This window comes from Streptomyces sp. NPDC050416 (genome assembly GCF_044458845.1).
Lineage (GTDB): Bacteria > Actinomycetota > Actinomycetes > Streptomycetales > Streptomycetaceae > Streptomyces.
Window position 1 is genome coordinate 524,569 of the sequence record NZ_JBITII010000003.1, and the last position, 15,759, is coordinate 540,327.

Below are 15,759 nucleotides of genomic sequence, written 5' to 3' on the forward strand. Positions count from 1 at the left end.
GGTTCCGGCGGTTGACGGACCACGGCAAGGGAGCCGGTGTCGCGGCGGCCATCGCCGTGCACCGAGGTCGCGGCCGTCACCGCCCCGATGACCGCGCACGCCGCCGGCGCCCCCGCCACCCCCGCCGCGGCGAAGCTCAGCGACGACTTCAACGGCGTCGGCTGTCAGGACCTGACCGTCGCCGACCCGCGCGGCAAGGCGGGCGGCAAGACCCGCGCCGGGTAAGTGGCCGTCGTGCACGGCTCGGCGAAGGGCGTCGACCTCGCCCGCAGCGCGGAGCGGCGAGAGCTTCGGGATCGGCCACGTGAACACGGCTCGGCGGCTCGGGTGAAGTCCCGCTGGACGACCCGCTGCTGAAGGGCGGTTAGATCGGTGTCGTGTACGGGTCGGCCGACGGCCCCGACACCATCTCCGTCGCCGACGTCTACGGCGACGGCTACGCCGATGTCTCCACCGGCAGCGGGGGCGAGAGCGTCGGGGACGGGTACGCGGCCGGGCAGTTCACCGTTCTGCGCGGCGGGAAGTCCGGGCTGACCGGACGGTGCCGTGGCCATGAACCGGAACACCACGAACGTCCCGGGCGAGGCGGAGCGGGACGACTTCTTCGGCGTCAGGACCAGGCTGCTCGACGTCAACGGCGACGGCCGGCCCGAGCTGTTCGTCAGCGCCACCGGCGAGAACCGGGACGGGGGAGTCTGGGCGTTCCCCAACCCGGTCAATGCCCCACCGCCACCGGACCCCGTCAGCTTCGGCACCGTCGCGGACGGCTCCGCGCTCGGCGCCGGCTTCGCCCGGTGATCCCTGGCTGATCATCTGTCAGACCCGCCCCGGCAACGGCTTGTTCCAACGCTGGCGGTGGGTCTCCTTTTGTCTGCTTAGTTGTCATGTACGTGAACTCCGGCGTTCAGCGGGCGGACCGCCCGCGAGCGTGAAGCTTCCCAGAGTCCAAGTGGCCAGCGAGGTAAGGGAGTCAGTCGATGACCGGAGCAGTATCCCCCGACCGACGCCGTTTTCTGACCGCCGGTGCCGCGGTCCTCGGCGCCGCGGCCTCCGCCCAGCTGTGGCTCCCGGCCACCGCCCAGGGAGCCGAGACGCCGCTGCCCGACGGCGCGTTCAGCCTCGGCGTCGCCTCCGGAGACCCGCTGCCGGACGGCATCGTGCTGTGGACCCGGCTCGCCCCGGACCCGCTGAACGGCGGCGGTATGCCCGACCGGGTGGTGCCCGTGGAGTGGCAGCTCGCCGAGGACCACCGGTTCAGAAACGTCGTCCGCCGGGGCACCGCCCAGGCCCGGCCCGAGTACGGGCACAGCGTTCACGTGGACGTACGCGGGCTGCGTCCGAGCCGTGCGTACTGGTACCGCTTCCGCACCAGCGGGCAGCTCTCGCCCATCGGCCGCACCCGTACCGCGCCCCACCCCTACAGCTCCGGTGGCTCCCTGCGCATGGCGCTGGCCTCCTGCCAGAACTGGCAGCACGGCTATTTCACGCCATACGCCGACATGTTGGAGCAGGACCCGGACGTGGTCGTGTTCGTCGGCGACTACATCTACGAGTCCACGCCGTCGGCGACGGGCGTACGACGCCACGAGGGGTCCGGGGAGCCGTTCAGCCTCGCCCAGTACCGCAACCGGTACGCCCAGTACCGCACCGACGCCGACCTCGCGGCGATGCACGCGAACGCCCCGTTCGTGGTGAGCTTCGACGACCACGAGGTCGACAACGACTTCGCCGGCGAGATCCCCCAGGACCCGGACAAGCAGCCGCACGACGCGTTCGTGGCCCGGCTGACCGCGGCCTACCAGGCGTTCTACGAGCACATGCCGGTCCGTGCCACCGCCGTCCCGAACGGCCCGCACATCAAGATGCACCGCCGTCTGGAGTTCGGCCGCCTGGCCCGGCTCAACGTCCTGGACACCCGGCAGTACCGCAGCGACCAGGCCACCAGCCAGGCCGGCGCCCAGGACCCGTCGCTGACCATGCTGGGCGCAGGGCAGAAGCAGTGGCTGCTGAACGGGCTGCAGAACTCCCCGGCCCGCTGGAACCTGATCGCCTCGCAGATCATGATGGCCGAGACGGACCTCCAGGTCGGCGAGGGCAAGCTCTGGTTCTACGACGCCTGGGACGGCTACCAGGCCGAACGCAACCGGTTTCTCCAGGAGTTCAAGAAGGTCCGCAACCCCGTCGTGCTCTCCGGCGACCGGCACCTGACGATGATCAGCGACCTCAAGGAGGACTACGCCGACGCGGACTCCGCGGTCGTCGGCGCCGAGTTCGTCGGCACCTCCATCTCCAGCAACGGCGACCAGGACCAGGCGGCCTTCCGCAAGGAGTGGGACCCGCGGCGCCCGGACAACCCGCACTGGAAACTGCTGGACGCCCACCGCGGCTACCACCTCTTCGACATCGGCCGCGCCGGCATCGACGCCCAGGTGAGGGTGGTCGACACCGTACGGCAGCCGTCGGCGACGCCGAGCACGATGGCCAGGCTGCGGGTCGAGGCGGGCCGGCCGGGCGTCGAGGTGGTGTGACCCGGCCCCTGACGCACGCGTGAGCCCGGTACTCCTCGGAGTGCCGGGCTCTTCCTCGTGCGCCGCGCGTGCGCCGTGTGAGAAGTCCGACCCGGGCTCCCGGCCTATTGCTCTCGCCGAGACCGAAAAGCTGCGGAATCTTAATCAGGAATTCCGCGGCAATGAACGGCCGAGGGCCGTATTCGCGCCCGGGCCCATGAAGAACGCGTGCAGCCCCTCGCCCCGGGACGTGAAGATCCGCGCACCACGGACGCGCCGCCCTGCGCGGCGAGCGGCGGGGCCGGTACGCAGGGCACCTTCAAAGCGCGTACCGTGCACCGGACATCGTCCAAGGAACTCGTGGAGGTCCTCGGTCACCGCCGTCCCGAGCGGCTCCGACGTCGCTGAGCATCTGTGGAGTTACTCACAGCGCATTTCCCCGGGGCCCGCGCAGCCGTCTCACCAATCACCGGGAGTGGGAGGTGAATGACAGGTTGCGCGCACATATGCGGCGGAGGTCGCTCACCTTGCACTGCGGTAACCACAAGTGGGACCATTTCCAAGTTCCCTGTCGCCCCAAGGTAGGTCACCTGTGTCCCAGCACATAGCCAAGCCCCGTACCACCGCAGTGATCCTGGCCGGTGGCACCGGTCAGCGCGTGGGTCTGTCGATCCCCAAGCAGCTGCTGAAGATCGCCGGCAAGGCAGTCATCGAGCACACGCTGACCACTTTCGAGAACGCCGACTCGATCGACGACATCATCGTGCTGATGGCGCCGGGCTATGTACCCGACATCGAGAAGATTGTCGCGAAGGCCGGATTCAAGAAGGTCTCGAAGATCATCGAGGGCGGCGCCACGCGGAACGAGACCACCGAGCGCGCCATCGCGGCCCTGGGCGAGGGCCTGGCCGAGGGCGAGGACGCCAACGTCCTCTTCCACGACGCCGTGCGCCCCCTGCTGTCGCAGCGCGTCATCGACGACTGCGTCACCGCGCTGGAGCGCTACCAGGCCGTCGACGTGGCCATCCCCTCCGCCGACACCATCATCGTCACGCGCACGCACGGCGAGGACGGCGAGTTCATCACCGAGATCCCGGACCGCTCCCGGCTGCGCCGCGGCCAGACCCCGCAGGCCTTCAAGCTGTCCACGATCCGCCGGGCCTACGAGGTCGCCGCCGGTGACCCCAACTTCCAGGCCACCGACGACTGCTCCGTCGTGCTCAAGTACCTGCCGGACGTGCCGATCCACGTCGTCGCGGGTGACGAGTACAACATGAAGGTCACGCAGCCCGTCGACGTCTTCATCGCCGACAAGCTCTTTCAGCTGGCCTCCACGGCCGCGCCCGAGCAGGTCTCCGAGGAGGCCTACCGCGAGCTGCTGACCGGCAAGACGGTAGTCGTCTTCGGCGGCTCCTACGGCATCGGCAAGGACATCGCCGAACTCGCCGAGTCCTACGGCGCTTCGGTCTACGCGCTGGGCCGCTCCACCACCGGCACCCACGTGGAGAACCCGGAGGAGGTCGACGACGCCCTGTCCAAGGCCTACGCGGAGACCGGCCGCATCGACTACGTGGTCAACACCGCCGGGGTGCTGCGCATCGGCAAGCTCGCCGAGACCGACAACGCCACCATCGAAGAGGCGCTGAAGGTCAACTACCTGGCCCCGGTGCAGATCGCCCGTTCGTCGTACAAGTACCTGTCCGAGACCAAGGGCCAGCTGCTGCTGTACACCTCCAGCAGCTACACCCGGGGTCGCGCCGAGTACAGCCTCTACTCCTCGACCAAGGCCGCCATGGTGAACCTCACCCAGGCCCTGTCCGACGAGTGGGCCGGCGACGGCGTCCGCGTCAACTGCATCAACCCCGAGCGCACGGCCACCCCGATGCGCACGAAGGCGTTCGGCCAGGAGCCGGCCGGCTCGCTGCTGTCCTCCGAGGCCGTGGCCCGCACCTCGCTCGACGTGCTGCTGTCCGAGCTGACCGGTCACGTCATCGATGTCCGCCAGCAGGACCCGACCGCCGGTGCGGCCCGTGCCTCCGGCTTCGAGCAGGCGCTCGCCTCGGTGCTGGACCGGCAGGACGGCGTGTAATAATTGGCGCCAAATAGACTTCGGTAATTCAGGCCTCTGCGCTCTCCTGTTCACGTTTGTCGACAGGGGTGTTCGCAGGGGCCTGAATCCATACAGTCTCGCGAATATTCACAGACCAGCCGCATTCTAGAACCAAGACCGGCACACCCCTCCCAAGAGCAGGTTTCTCCGTGATATCCACCGCTATTCGCGTCGCCCGGGTGGGCAGCGCGGCCGAGCTGGCCGCGGCGGTCCTCATGGTGGCGGGCTTCCCCGCCCTCATGCTGGCCGCGCTCGTCCCGAGCGTCCCCGCCTTCGCGGCAGCGGCCGCCGTGACGTACCTGGCGGACCACTATCTGCACCGCAAGGGCAGCTACCTGATCAACCGCCTCGGCAAGGTCCGGGCCGGCCTGTCGATCCGCTTCCTGATCCGGGAGCTGCTGCTCATCCTGCTGCTGGCCCGGCTGTCCTACGCGGACAACCTGATCTACTACGGGGCGATCGCCTGCTTCATCGCCTTCTACGGTCTGCAGGCCCCGCACGGCGCGCTGGTACAGCTGATCCGCAACCGCCGCCGCATGCCGGTCGCCACCCGCAACGTCGACCTGAAGTCGCGCATCCGCATCCCGGACGCCCCGCCGCGCAAGCTGCTGCACCGCTCCGCCGAGAAGATGCTGCACCTCGACCTCTTCGCGGTCGTCGGCATCCTGCTCGCCGCGCAGGTGAAGTCGGCCCTGATCGGATTCATCGGCATCGGCGTCACGGTGGCCCTCGCCACCCTGTACGTCCTGGCGCTCATGCCGTACGTACGCGGCAAGAAGATCCCGCCGAACGCCGAGAGGGTGCTGGCCGCCGTCGACGACTGGCTGGGCGAGTACAAGCCGGAGACGGTCCTGTACTTCTCCGGTTCCAAGGACTCCGCGTACCAGGTCAACATGTGGCTGGACACCATGGAGAAGCTGGACTCCAAGCCGCTGATCATCCTGCGTGAGCGGGCCATCCTGAACAACCTCGCGCCGACCACGGTCCCCGTCATCTGCGTGCCCGGAGGGGTGCACCTGATGAACATGGACCTGTCCACGGTGCGGGTCGCGCTCTACGCGGCGAACGTCGGCAAGAACATCCACATGCTGCGCGTGCCCACCATCAAGCACGTCTTCATCGGCCACGGCGACAGTGACAAGCTCGCCAGCGTCAACCCGTTCAGCAAGGTCTACGACGAGGTGTGGACGGCCGGCCGCGCGGGCCGCGACCGCTACGCCATCGCCGACGTCGGTGTCCGCGACGAGGACATCGTCGAGGTCGGCCGCCCGCAGCTCGCCCCGATCCAGACCTGGCAGGGCGTCCCCGAGGGCCGTATCCCGACCGTCCTGTACGCCCCCACCTGGGAGGGCTGGGACGACAACCCCGGCAACACCTCGATCCTGCTGGCCGGCGAGAACATCGTGAGGAAGCTGGTCACGGCCGACCCGCCGGTGCGCGTCCTGTACAAGCCGCACCCCTTCACCGGTACGCGCAGCAAGGAGGCCAAGGCCGCCCACCAGCGCATCACCGCCCTGGTCCAGAAGGCCGCCGCCGAGCGTGCCGCCGACTCGCGCTTCGTCACCGACAGCGCCGCCCAGGCGCAGGCCAAGGCCGAGCTGGCCCGGATCGAGACCCGGATCGCCCAGCTGGTCGGCACGGGCGACAAGGGCCGCGACGAGGCCGAGGCCACCCGTGACGGGCAGGTCGACGTCGCCCGGCACGAGGAGGTCGCCCGGCTGCGTGCCGAGTGGAACGACGCCTACTGGCGTTCCTTCCCGACCTGGGAGCACCGGGTCATCACCGGCGCCGAGCCGCGGCTGTACGACTGCTTCAACGTCTCCGACGCGATGGTCTCCGACATCTCCAGCGTGGTGTCCGACTTCATCGCGAGCGGCAAGCCGTACGCGGTCACGGACTCCGCGGAAGTGGGCGCCGAGGAGTTCAAGCGGAACAACACGGCCGTGCGTGCCGCGGTGATCCTTTCCAACAGCGCGGACGAGCTGGGCGAGTTGCTGAGCGCCGTCCGCGACCCGGCCGCCGATCCGCTGGCCGAGGACCGCAAGGAGCTCAAGCAGTACTTGCTGGGCCCGGACGAGCCGGCCTCCATCGACCAGTTCAACACCGCCGTCGCGAACCTCGCGCTCAAGGCCGAGACGCGCAACGTCGGCCAGGAGTCACGGGTCGCGGCCGCCACGGCCGAGTCGGAACTGGCGAACGCGGTGCCCGGGCAGCGGGTGTCCTCCGCCGGTGACACGGACGGTGTCGGCACGGGCTGAACCGCCGCCGCCCGCTGCAGAGTTCGGCCCCCGAGGAGTGCTCCTCGGGGGCCGAACTCTTTCGTTTCCCCGCTTCCTGACGGTTCACCATGTGAGGTGACTCACCAAAACGTGTGGTCGAGGCAACCGCTTGCCCCGATCACCCGTCTACCAAGTAGCGAATGAGGCGATACGGGGGGAATATCCCATTGACTAGGGGGAAACGTGACCGTGGCGCAGCCTGATGTGAGTGTGATCATCGGTGCGTACGAAGCGATGCCGTATCTGATCGAGTGCCTCTCGTCCGTCGAGGCGCAGACCATCGATCCGGAGCGCGTCGAGGTCATCGCGGTGGACGACGGATCGACGGACGGTACAGGGGAGTACCTGGAGGAGTTCGCCGAGCGCGCTCCCATGCATGTCCTGGTGATCCGGCAGCAGAACTCCGGCGGCCCCAGCGGCCCGCGCAACGTCGGTCTGGGCAAGGCGACCGGGCGTTACGTCTTCTTCCTCGACGCCGACGACCGGCTGGGGCCCGAGGCCCTGGAGCGGATGGTCGACATGGCCGACCGCGCCGGAACGGACGTCGTCCTCGGCAAGGTCGAGGGCGTCAACCGCTCGGCGCCGAAGTCCATGTGGGGCAAGACGGTGGAGCGCACGGACGTCTACTCGTCCAACATCAAGTTCACGCTCAGCGCGCAGAAGCTGTTCCGCCGCGCCCTGCTCGACCGGCACGGCATGCGGTTCGACGAGTCGCTGTTCACCGGTGAGGACGCCCTGTTCACGATGGAGGCGTACCTGCGGGCGGACGGCGTCTCCGTGGTCGCCGACCACACCTGCTACTACCTGGTCGGCCGGGACGACGGCAAGCACGTGACCAAGAGCGGCAGTTACACGCTGCGCTTCGACTCCGCGCGGGCCCTGATGAACCTGATCGCCGAGCTCGTCCCCGCGGGCGGCCGGCGCGACCAGCTGATGGTCCGGCCGTTCCTCGTCACGCTGTTGCCGCAGTTCGGGCCCAAGTACCTGACGGACAGCGAGGAGATACGCCGGCACAAGTTCGAGCTGGCCAAGCCGCTGATGGACGCGTACTGGACCGAGGGCGTCGCCCAGCGCCTCAAGGTGCACGAGCGGCTGCGGCTGCATCTGGTCGCCGAGCAGCGTCCCGAACTGCTGCTGGACGTCGTGAAGTTCGTCAAGGCCAAGAAGCAGGCGGCGGCGCTGCTGGAGAAGAAGGGCCGCCGCGTCTACCTGGTCTACCCGCACTTCCGCGACCGCGCCGCCGGCATCCCCGACTCGGTGTACCTCGCCGAGCCGCGCGAGGCCCGTGCCTTCCCGGGCTACCGCGAGGGCGGCGTCGACACGTTCGTACGCCGGGCGGTGCGCAAGGCCCGGCGGGTGCTGACGTCGCGTGAGGTGCGGCCGGCGGCGTGAACGCGGGCGCGGGGCCGATGGGTGATCGCCCACGGCCCCGCGGTTGTTCGGTCGGTTCGTCTGCTGGTTCGTGCCGCCGTGCCGCTAGCGCGGTGCCGTCGTCGGCAGACCCGCCCCGCCGCTCGCCGGCTGTGTGCGCTGGCCGGGCAGTTCCGCGGCCGGACGCTCCGCCGCCAAGCGCTCCGACACCCGTGCCCGGTGGTCCCGGGCCTGAGCGCACAGGGCCCGTACGGCCGCGTTGAAGCGCTCCTGCGACGGCGGATCGGCAGGGCCCAGCAGGCGCAGCTTCAACGCGGCGCGTGCCTCGGCCAGGGTGTCCTTCTCCGGGTGCCGGACCGTCTCCAGCAGGCTCGGCACCCCGGCCGCGTCCGGTGTCAGCACGATCGCCGCCGCCACCGTCGGGAACGCCGTACGGAAGACCTCCTCGGGCAGCCCGCTGGTGTTGGCCACCGCGTACGGCTTCTCGCTCGCCAGGAAGTCACTGATCACGCTCGACACGTCACTGATCAGCAGGTCGGCCACGTTGAAGCAGGAGTAGAGCGCGGGCCGGGCGTCCGTGATGATCTGGTGCTCGCCCTCCGGCAGCGAGGCCCAGTACGCCTCCTCCCAGGCCGCAGTCGCCCGTGCCACCGCCTCCGCCCGGCCCGGCTCCGGCGCCGACTGCACGAGCATCCGCTCCAGCGTGTCGGCCCCGGACCGGAAGTCGGCCGTGGTGAGCCGGTCCAGCTCCTCGGTGAGGCGGGCCAGCTCCGCACCGGCCGTGGGGCGACGCGCCCCCGTGCGCTCCCGGTTGGCCGACCGGATCAGCTCCCGGATGCGCAGATCGGCCGCGCCCGCGCGCGGGTCCACCGAGCCCGTCAGCGGATGCGGCTTGTACAGCAGCCGCACGCCCGGGTCCGCGAGCAGCGCCCGCACCAGGTTCTCACCGGCCGCGATCACCGACGTGTTGCCGGGGTTGCCGTCCCAGCCCTCCCAGGTGGGCGCGTACAGCACGGTCGTGTACGTCCCTGTCGGCGGGCCCGCGTAGGGGAGCACGCCGTCCAGCTGCGGGCGGCCCGTCTCCACCACGTCCTTGTCCTCGACCCCGACCTCGGCCAGCGCGTACCGCTCGCGCGCGGCGGGGCCGGCCACCCAGACCTCGTCGTACGCCTTCGCGTACGGGTTGCAGGAGGACAGCTTGTCGCTCTCGCCGTGGTTGACGAAGGTGTGCCGGATCGTGGGGATGCGCAGTACCTGGGAGGTCTTGCCGGAGTTCGACGGGTGGATGAGGACCTGGAGCGTGGAGTGCTCGAGGCGCATCAGCGTCGACACCTTCGGCAGGCACACGATCGGGATGTCCGTCGCCGCGATCTTCTGCACCATGAACCGCTCGCGCAGCACGATGACGGGCTTCCCGTCGAGCTTGGCGAGCGGCTCCAGCCACATGTTCGCCTGGTAGGCCGAGGAGGCGCCGCCGGAGAAGTACAGGCCCACGGTCGGCCGGTACTCGGCCAGCCACGCGTCGAACCAGGCGAGCACCTCCTGCTCACCGGCCGGGCGGCGTCCCGGCAGCAACCGGAGGAGCAGCGCGCCGAGGCCGGTCAGCGCGAGCGCGAGGGAGAGCGCGATGCCCGCGGCGGCGTACACCGGCTCGTCGCCCGGCGCGGCGGCCAGCAGCCCGGCCGTCGCCGGCAGGCCGAACACCAGCAGCCGGTGGCCGGGGCGGCGCAGCAGCACGGGCGGGGCCGGGGACAGCCGCAGGGCCGAGGCGTCGATGTTCCGGGTCACCACCGGCAGGGTGCGGGTCCGGCGCACCAGCACGGAGAGCGCCTGGATCGCGCAGTGCAGCACGTAGAAGGCGAGCAGCCCGGCCACGAGCGGGGCGTACACCGTCTCCCGGTCCTGCTCGCCGAGCCGCAGCAGACCCACGACCAGCAACAGGTCCCGCAGGACGTGCCGCACGGTGATGTCCGCGTGCGACTTGGCGAACAGCGACAGCACCCCCCGCTGCCACCGGTACAGGACGCCCTCGGTGGCCAGGGAGACGGTGGTCGCGGCGAGCAGCAGGGGGACGTGAGGGAGCAGCGCCGCGACCGCCTGAGCGGCGAACGCGGCGGCCAGGACGATGGTGACCAGCCCCTTCAGCAGGGCCGGTGGGCGGGGGAGAGGTAGGGGCACTGCGGTCACTCCAGGAGCGTCGGTTCGGCGCGGCGCAGGTCGGCCGTCCGGGTTAACGTGCGGCGACCTCCCGACGACACGCGCGTGTCGTCAAGGCGTGGGGGGCGGCTGCCGTCCCGCGTGTCGTCGGACCGTAGCGGAAGATCGCATTCCTGTCGTGGGGTGGGGCAGGACTCAAGCAGGGCGACGCTGCTCCCGTGACCCGAGCGGCACCGTCCGTAGCGTGGACCGGCGCCGCGCCCCGTGCGCCCGTCCCGTAGATTTCCTGGTGAGCGACCGCATCGACGCGAGGGGACGGACGGGGACGTGGCAGGGGCAAGGCAGGCCGTGGGCGAGGCCCGCAGGATCGTCGTCAAGGTCGGATCCTCCTCGCTGACCACCGCCTCGGGCGGCCTGGACGCGGACCGCGTGGACGCGCTGGTCGACGTGCTCGCCAAGGTCCGCGGCCGCGGTGAGCGCGAGATCGTCCTGGTCTCCTCCGGCGCCATCGCCGCCGGGCTCGCCCCGCTGGGCCTGCGCCGCCGCCCCAGGGACCTCGCCCGGCAGCAGGCCGCCGCCAGCGTCGGCCAGGGCCTGCTGGTCGCCCGCTACACCGCCTCCTTCGCCCGCTACGGCGTCGGCGTCGGCCAGGTGCTCCTGACCTCCGACGACATGAGCCGCCGGGCGCACCACCGCAACGCCTCCCGCACCCTGGACAAGCTGCTCGCGATGGGCGCGTTCCCGATCGTCAACGAGAACGACACCGTCGCCACGGACGAGATCCGCTTCGGCGACAACGACCGCCTCGCCGCCCTCGTCGCCCACCTCGTCCGCGCCGACCTGCTGGTCCTGCTGTCCGACGTGGACGGCGTCTACGACGGCGATCCCGGCAAGCCCGGCACCTCCCGCATCGCCGAGGTGCGCGACCCGTCCGATCTCGCGGGCGTCGAGATCGGCAGCGCGGGCAAGGCCGGCGTCGGCACCGGCGGCATGGTCACCAAGGTCGAGGCCGCCCGGATCGCCGCCGCCGCCGGCATCCCCGTCGTGCTCACCAGCGCCGTCCACGCGGCCGACGCCCTGACCGGCCAGGACACCGGAACCTTCTTCCACCCCACCGGCAAGCGCTCCGCGGACCGGCTGCTGTGGCTCCAGCACGCCTCCACCCCGCAGGGCGCCCTCACCCTGGACGACGGCGCCGTCCAGGCCGTCGTGGAGCGCCGCAAGTCGCTGCTCCCGGCCGGCATCGCCGCCGTGGAGGGCGAGTTCAGCGCCGGCGACCCGGTCGAGCTGCGGGACGACACGGGACACGCCGTGGCCCGCGGGCTCGTCAACTTCGACGCCAAGGAGATCCCCCGGCTGATCGGCCGCTCCACCCGCGAGCTCGCCCGTGAACTAGGACCCGCGTACGAACGTGAGGTCGTACACAGGGACGACCTGGTGCTCCTGCACCCGTAATGGGTCGAAACATCCGCCCCCGGTGGTGGACGTTCCGCAAAACCGCCCCGCGATCTCCCGCGGCCTGCTCAACTTTGTCCCGGGGACATATTCCGCAGCAGCGCACAGTGCAAAGGAGGCCGTCGTGAGACGAGTGCGCCCTGGGGCCGCGGCGTCCCGTGGTGGTACAGGCTCCCGCGCGGCCGGTGAGGAGCGGGCCCTGACGAGCGTGGCAGCGGGGGACCGCTTCGAGGGCGAGGAGCCCGGTGACACCCCGCGCCTGTGGCACGTCACCCTCAGCGTCTCCGGCAAGGAGGCCCCGCTCCCCGACGTCCGCCGCGCCCTGGAACAGCTGGCCCACGACCACCCCTTCCTCCTGACCAGCCGGTACGCCGTCGACCACGCGGAGATCCGCTACTGGGAGGAGGCCCGCGACCTGCACGACGCGGCCGCAGTCGCCCTGCGCCTGTGGGGCGAGCACCGGCAGACCGCCGGGCTGCCGCCCTGGGAGATCGTCGGCCTGGAGGTCATCGACCGCGCCACCTACCACCAGCGCATCGCCGAGGGGTACGGGCCCCCGCCGGCGTCCCCGGTCGGGGTTCATCCGTTCTGACCCGCTCCGGCGGATGTCTCGGAAGGTGTCTCGGGGTGTGGAACGCGCCGTGAACGGTCCCGCCCGGCACACTACGCTTCCCTTATGACCACGCTTTCGCCGTACGACTCCATGTCCCCGGTCACCGAGGCCGCCTACCGCGCCAAGGCCGCCGCCGCGAGCCTCGCGCCGCTGCCACGGGCCGACAAGGACGACGCGCTGCTGGCCATCGCCGACGCGCTGGAGGTCCGCACGAGTGAGATCGTCGAGGCCAACGCCAAGGACGTCACCAAGGCCCGCGAGGCCGGCATCAGCGAGGGCATGATCGACCGGCTCACGCTCACCCCCGAGCGGGTCCGCGCCATCGCCTCGGACGTCCGCGACGTCGCCGCGCTGCCCGACCCGGTCGGCGAGGTCGTACGCGGCTCCACGCTGCCCAACGGCATCGACCTGCGCCAGGTCCGCGTGCCGCTCGGTGTCGTCGGGATCATCTACGAGGGCCGGCCGAACGTCACCGTCGACGCCGCCGCCCTCTGTCTGAAGTCCGGCAACGCCGTCCTGCTGCGCGGCTCCTCCTCGGCGTACCAGTCGAACAGCGCCCTCGTGCGCGTCCTGCGCGACGCCGTGGGCGGGGCGGGGCTGCCCGCCGACGCCGTCCAGCTCGTGCCCGGCGAGAGCCGCGACAGCGTGCGCGAGCTGATGCGCGCCCGCGGCCTGGTCGACGTGCTCATCCCGCGCGGCGGCGCCTCCCTGATCAACACGGTCGTCCAGGAGTCCGTCGTCCCGGTCATCGAGACCGGCACCGGCAACTGCCACGTCTACGTCGACGCGCAGGCCGACCTCGACATGGCCGTCGAGATCCTGATCAACTCCAAGGCCCAGCGCGTCGGCGTCTGCAACGCCGCCGAGACCCTGCTGGTCCACCAGGACATCGCCGCCGAGTTCCTGCCGCGGGCCCTGGACGCCCTCGCGGAGGCCGGGGTCACCGTGCACGCCGACGAGCGCGTGCAGGCCTACGCCAAGGACTCCAAGGCCACCGTCGTCGAGGCGACGGCCGAGGACTGGGAGACCGAGTACCTGTCGTACGACATCGCCGCGGCCGTCGTGGACTCGCTGGACAAGGCCGTCGAGCACATCCGGCTGTGGACCTCCGGCCACACCGAGGCCATCGTCACGACCTCCCAGCAGGCCGCCCGCCGCTTCACCCAGCTGGTCGACTCGACCACGGTCGCGGTCAACGCCTCGACCCGCTTCACCGACGGCGGCCAGTTCGGCTTCGGCGCCGAGATCGGCATCTCCACGCAGAAGCTGCACGCCCGCGGTCCCATGGGGCTGCCCGAGCTGACCAGCACGAAGTACATCGTCACCGGGGACGGGCACGTACGGCGCTGAGCCGCCTGCCGCGGGGTCCGCAAGGCGGCGCGTGTGTGTGCGGCGGGGTGGCCGGGCCGCGCGTGCGCCGTGCGGCACCCCGTGCACGCCGTCTCAGCCGGCGGATGAATCTCCATACCGTCTGCCCAAAACGACCCCCCAGGTCTACTCTGGAAGCGTGCCGGAGGACGTGGGGGGCACGCCGTTTTCTGACGGCCGGGAGCCCGACGACGACCACGACCGCGGGGTGTCGGACGAAGAGTTCGCCTCCGTGGTCTTCGACGAGGCCTTCGTACGCGCGGCCGTGGTGCACGAGCCGACCGCCGTGGAGCGCCTCCTGGCCGCCGCCAAGGCGAGAGCCGAAGCCTCCGAGGCGGAGGCGCGCCGCGCCCACTCCAGAGGCGAGCGGTACGACGAGGGGTACGGTCCGGACGGGCACGGCGATTTCGGCCATGATCCCGAACTGGACGAGCTGGACGACCCCGACATCCTCGAGGACCGCTACGGCACGGGGCCGTACTCCAAACAGGTCCGCTGGCACCGCCCCGTCGCCTGGCTGCTCGCCCTCGTGATGGGCATCGGCATGGTCGCGCTGGCCTTCACGGCGGTCTATCGGGGCGCGTCCTCCAACCGCGAGGAACCCGTGCCGGCGCCCACGTCGACCGGGCTGGAACAGGGCAGCGGGGCGGCTCCCTCCGCTTCCGCCGACTACTCCCCGCCGGCCGTCTCGGTGATACCGCACAACCCGTGACCGGAACCCGCCCTTCCTGGTGAGGACCTGTCAGAACTTGTGGTGCGGCCGGGCGTTTACCCGAGCTTCCGGAGACCTACCCTGAAGATATGGGCGGGCCTGGAGACCCACCTGAGGGGACACCCGAGGGCGCTCCCGGAGGTGGAGAGGAAGAGTATCGATCCGTCGTCTTCGACGAGTCGTTCGTCCGTGCTGCCCGCCTCCAGGAGTTCTCCGCGCAGGAGCGCATCGCCGACCACGCGCCCGCCGTGCGACGCCGGCCTCCCTTGCGCCGGGGCCTGTCCCGGCAGGCACTGGTCCTGGTCCTGCTGATCGCCCTAGCCTTCGGCACCGCGATCTACATGGGGGTACGCCACCCCTACCAGACCCCCGCCGCCCGGGAGTCCGCCGAGCCCCTGCGGATGACCGTCATCCCGCTCGCCCCCGAGGGCAAGGTGCCCGGCACGGCCGACACGGCGTATCTGTACGAGCGCAGCCCCGCCGCACAGTTCAAGAGCGGCGCGGAGGGCGTGCCGCTGCCCGCCTCGCGGCGCACCGCGCACTTCTCGGACAGCCAGGTCGTCAGCGCCCTGACCACCGCCAAGGACTACGTCGTCCGCTCCGCCCTCGACCCGGACGTGCTCATGGGCGGTGAGGTCCGCGCCGTCCGCGTCCTGCTGGACTCCGACCAGCTGGACCAGTTCGACCAGAGCTTCGCCCGTCCCACCGCGGACGGACGCCACGCACCCACCGGCTGGCTGGTCCGCTTCGACCCGTCCCGCGCCGAGCTGGCCGACCGCAAGGTGCGGGTCCAGGGCACGCTCCAGGCCGCCGAGGTGAACTCGTCGACGCTGGAGGTCACCGCCGACCACACGCTCGTGTACGCGCTGCGGCCGGCCGGGGCCGGTGGCAAGGCCGAAGTGTCCCTGTTCACCGTCCGGCGCGAGCTGCACTTCCGCTTCGACCGCGACGACCTGCGCCTGCACCAGGGCCAGCTGGTCATCTCCTACGTCCAGGCCGGCCCGCTCTCCTGCGCCGAGGACTCCACGAACCACCTGCGCCCCCTCCTGGCCGGCCAGACGGCCAAGGAAGGCGGCCCCGCGGGCACGGACCCCTACGCCACGGGCAGCGCCACGGCCCTGTGCGGCACCCTGGCGACGAGCGCGCAGCCGAGGGTGTGAGCCGGCTTCCAGGGCCGTGCTTCCAGG

The 15,759-nt window shown here is 71.0% G+C and carries 12 protein-coding genes; 11 read left to right on the top strand and 1 reads right to left on the bottom strand.

From position 1 onward, the window contains the following. Positions 1-36: 36 nt before the first annotated feature. The 6 genes from ACIBL4_RS11915 (at position 37) to ACIBL4_RS11940 (ending at position 8,288) form a co-directional block, all read left to right on the top strand. Positions 37-225, top strand: a complete 189-nt coding sequence (locus tag ACIBL4_RS11915) for a hypothetical protein (RefSeq protein ID WP_399408882.1) — start codon at positions 37-39, stop codon at positions 223-225. A 327-nt stretch (positions 226-552) separates the two neighbouring features. Continuing rightward, positions 553-798, top strand: a complete 246-nt coding sequence (locus tag ACIBL4_RS11920; protein ID WP_399408884.1) for a hypothetical protein — start codon at positions 553-555, stop codon at positions 796-798. A 179-nt stretch (positions 799-977) separates the two neighbouring features. Then, positions 978-2,528, top strand: a complete 1,551-nt coding sequence (locus ACIBL4_RS11925; protein ID WP_399408886.1) for an alkaline phosphatase D family protein — start codon at positions 978-980, stop codon at positions 2,526-2,528. Positions 2,529-3,099: 571 nt separating this feature from the next. Continuing rightward, on the top strand, positions 3,100-4,596 hold the full coding sequence (locus ACIBL4_RS11930; protein WP_399408888.1) for a D-ribitol-5-phosphate cytidylyltransferase: 1,497 nt from the start codon (positions 3,100-3,102) through the stop codon (positions 4,594-4,596). Between the two features lie 200 nt (positions 4,597-4,796). Further along, entirely contained in the window at positions 4,797-6,875 is a 2,079-nt protein-coding gene (locus tag ACIBL4_RS11935) for a hypothetical protein (RefSeq protein WP_399409331.1), read from the top strand. Positions 6,876-7,079: 204 nt separating this feature from the next. After that, the gene (locus ACIBL4_RS11940; protein ID WP_399408890.1) at positions 7,080-8,288 is read left to right on the top strand and encodes a glycosyltransferase family 2 protein; all 1,209 of its coding nucleotides are present in this window, start codon (positions 7,080-7,082) and stop codon (positions 8,286-8,288) included. Positions 8,289-8,372: 84 nt separating this feature from the next. Here ACIBL4_RS11940 and ACIBL4_RS11945 read toward each other — a convergent pair whose 3' ends face one another. Then, a complete protein-coding gene (locus tag ACIBL4_RS11945; RefSeq protein WP_399409333.1) occupies positions 8,373-10,445 on the bottom strand; it encodes a hypothetical protein in 2,073 nt (690 codons plus the stop codon). Between the two features lie 327 nt (positions 10,446-10,772). On the opposite strand from ACIBL4_RS11945, the gene proB reads away from it, so the two are divergent. From proB to ACIBL4_RS11970, 5 genes are all read left to right on the top strand, one after another. Further along, positions 10,773-11,879, top strand: a complete 1,107-nt coding sequence (gene proB, locus ACIBL4_RS11950) for a glutamate 5-kinase (protein ID WP_399409335.1) — start codon at positions 10,773-10,775, stop codon at positions 11,877-11,879. A gap of 133 nt (positions 11,880-12,012) precedes the next feature. Continuing rightward, positions 12,013-12,471 carry a hypothetical protein gene (locus ACIBL4_RS11955; protein WP_399409337.1) on the top strand — a complete coding sequence of 153 codons (459 nt, stop codon included), beginning with the start codon at positions 12,013-12,015 and terminating at the stop codon, positions 12,469-12,471. Between the two features lie 84 nt (positions 12,472-12,555). Then, the gene (locus ACIBL4_RS11960) at positions 12,556-13,842 is read left to right on the top strand and encodes a glutamate-5-semialdehyde dehydrogenase (RefSeq protein ID WP_399408892.1); all 1,287 of its coding nucleotides are present in this window, start codon (positions 12,556-12,558) and stop codon (positions 13,840-13,842) included. A 157-nt stretch (positions 13,843-13,999) separates the two neighbouring features. Further along, complete coding sequence (locus tag ACIBL4_RS11965; RefSeq protein WP_399408894.1) at positions 14,000-14,572, top strand: hypothetical protein; 573 nt, start codon at positions 14,000-14,002, stop codon at positions 14,570-14,572. Between the two features lie 89 nt (positions 14,573-14,661). Further along, the gene (locus ACIBL4_RS11970) at positions 14,662-15,732 is read left to right on the top strand and encodes a hypothetical protein (RefSeq protein WP_399408896.1); all 1,071 of its coding nucleotides are present in this window, start codon (positions 14,662-14,664) and stop codon (positions 15,730-15,732) included. Positions 15,733-15,759 lie beyond the last annotated feature (27 nt).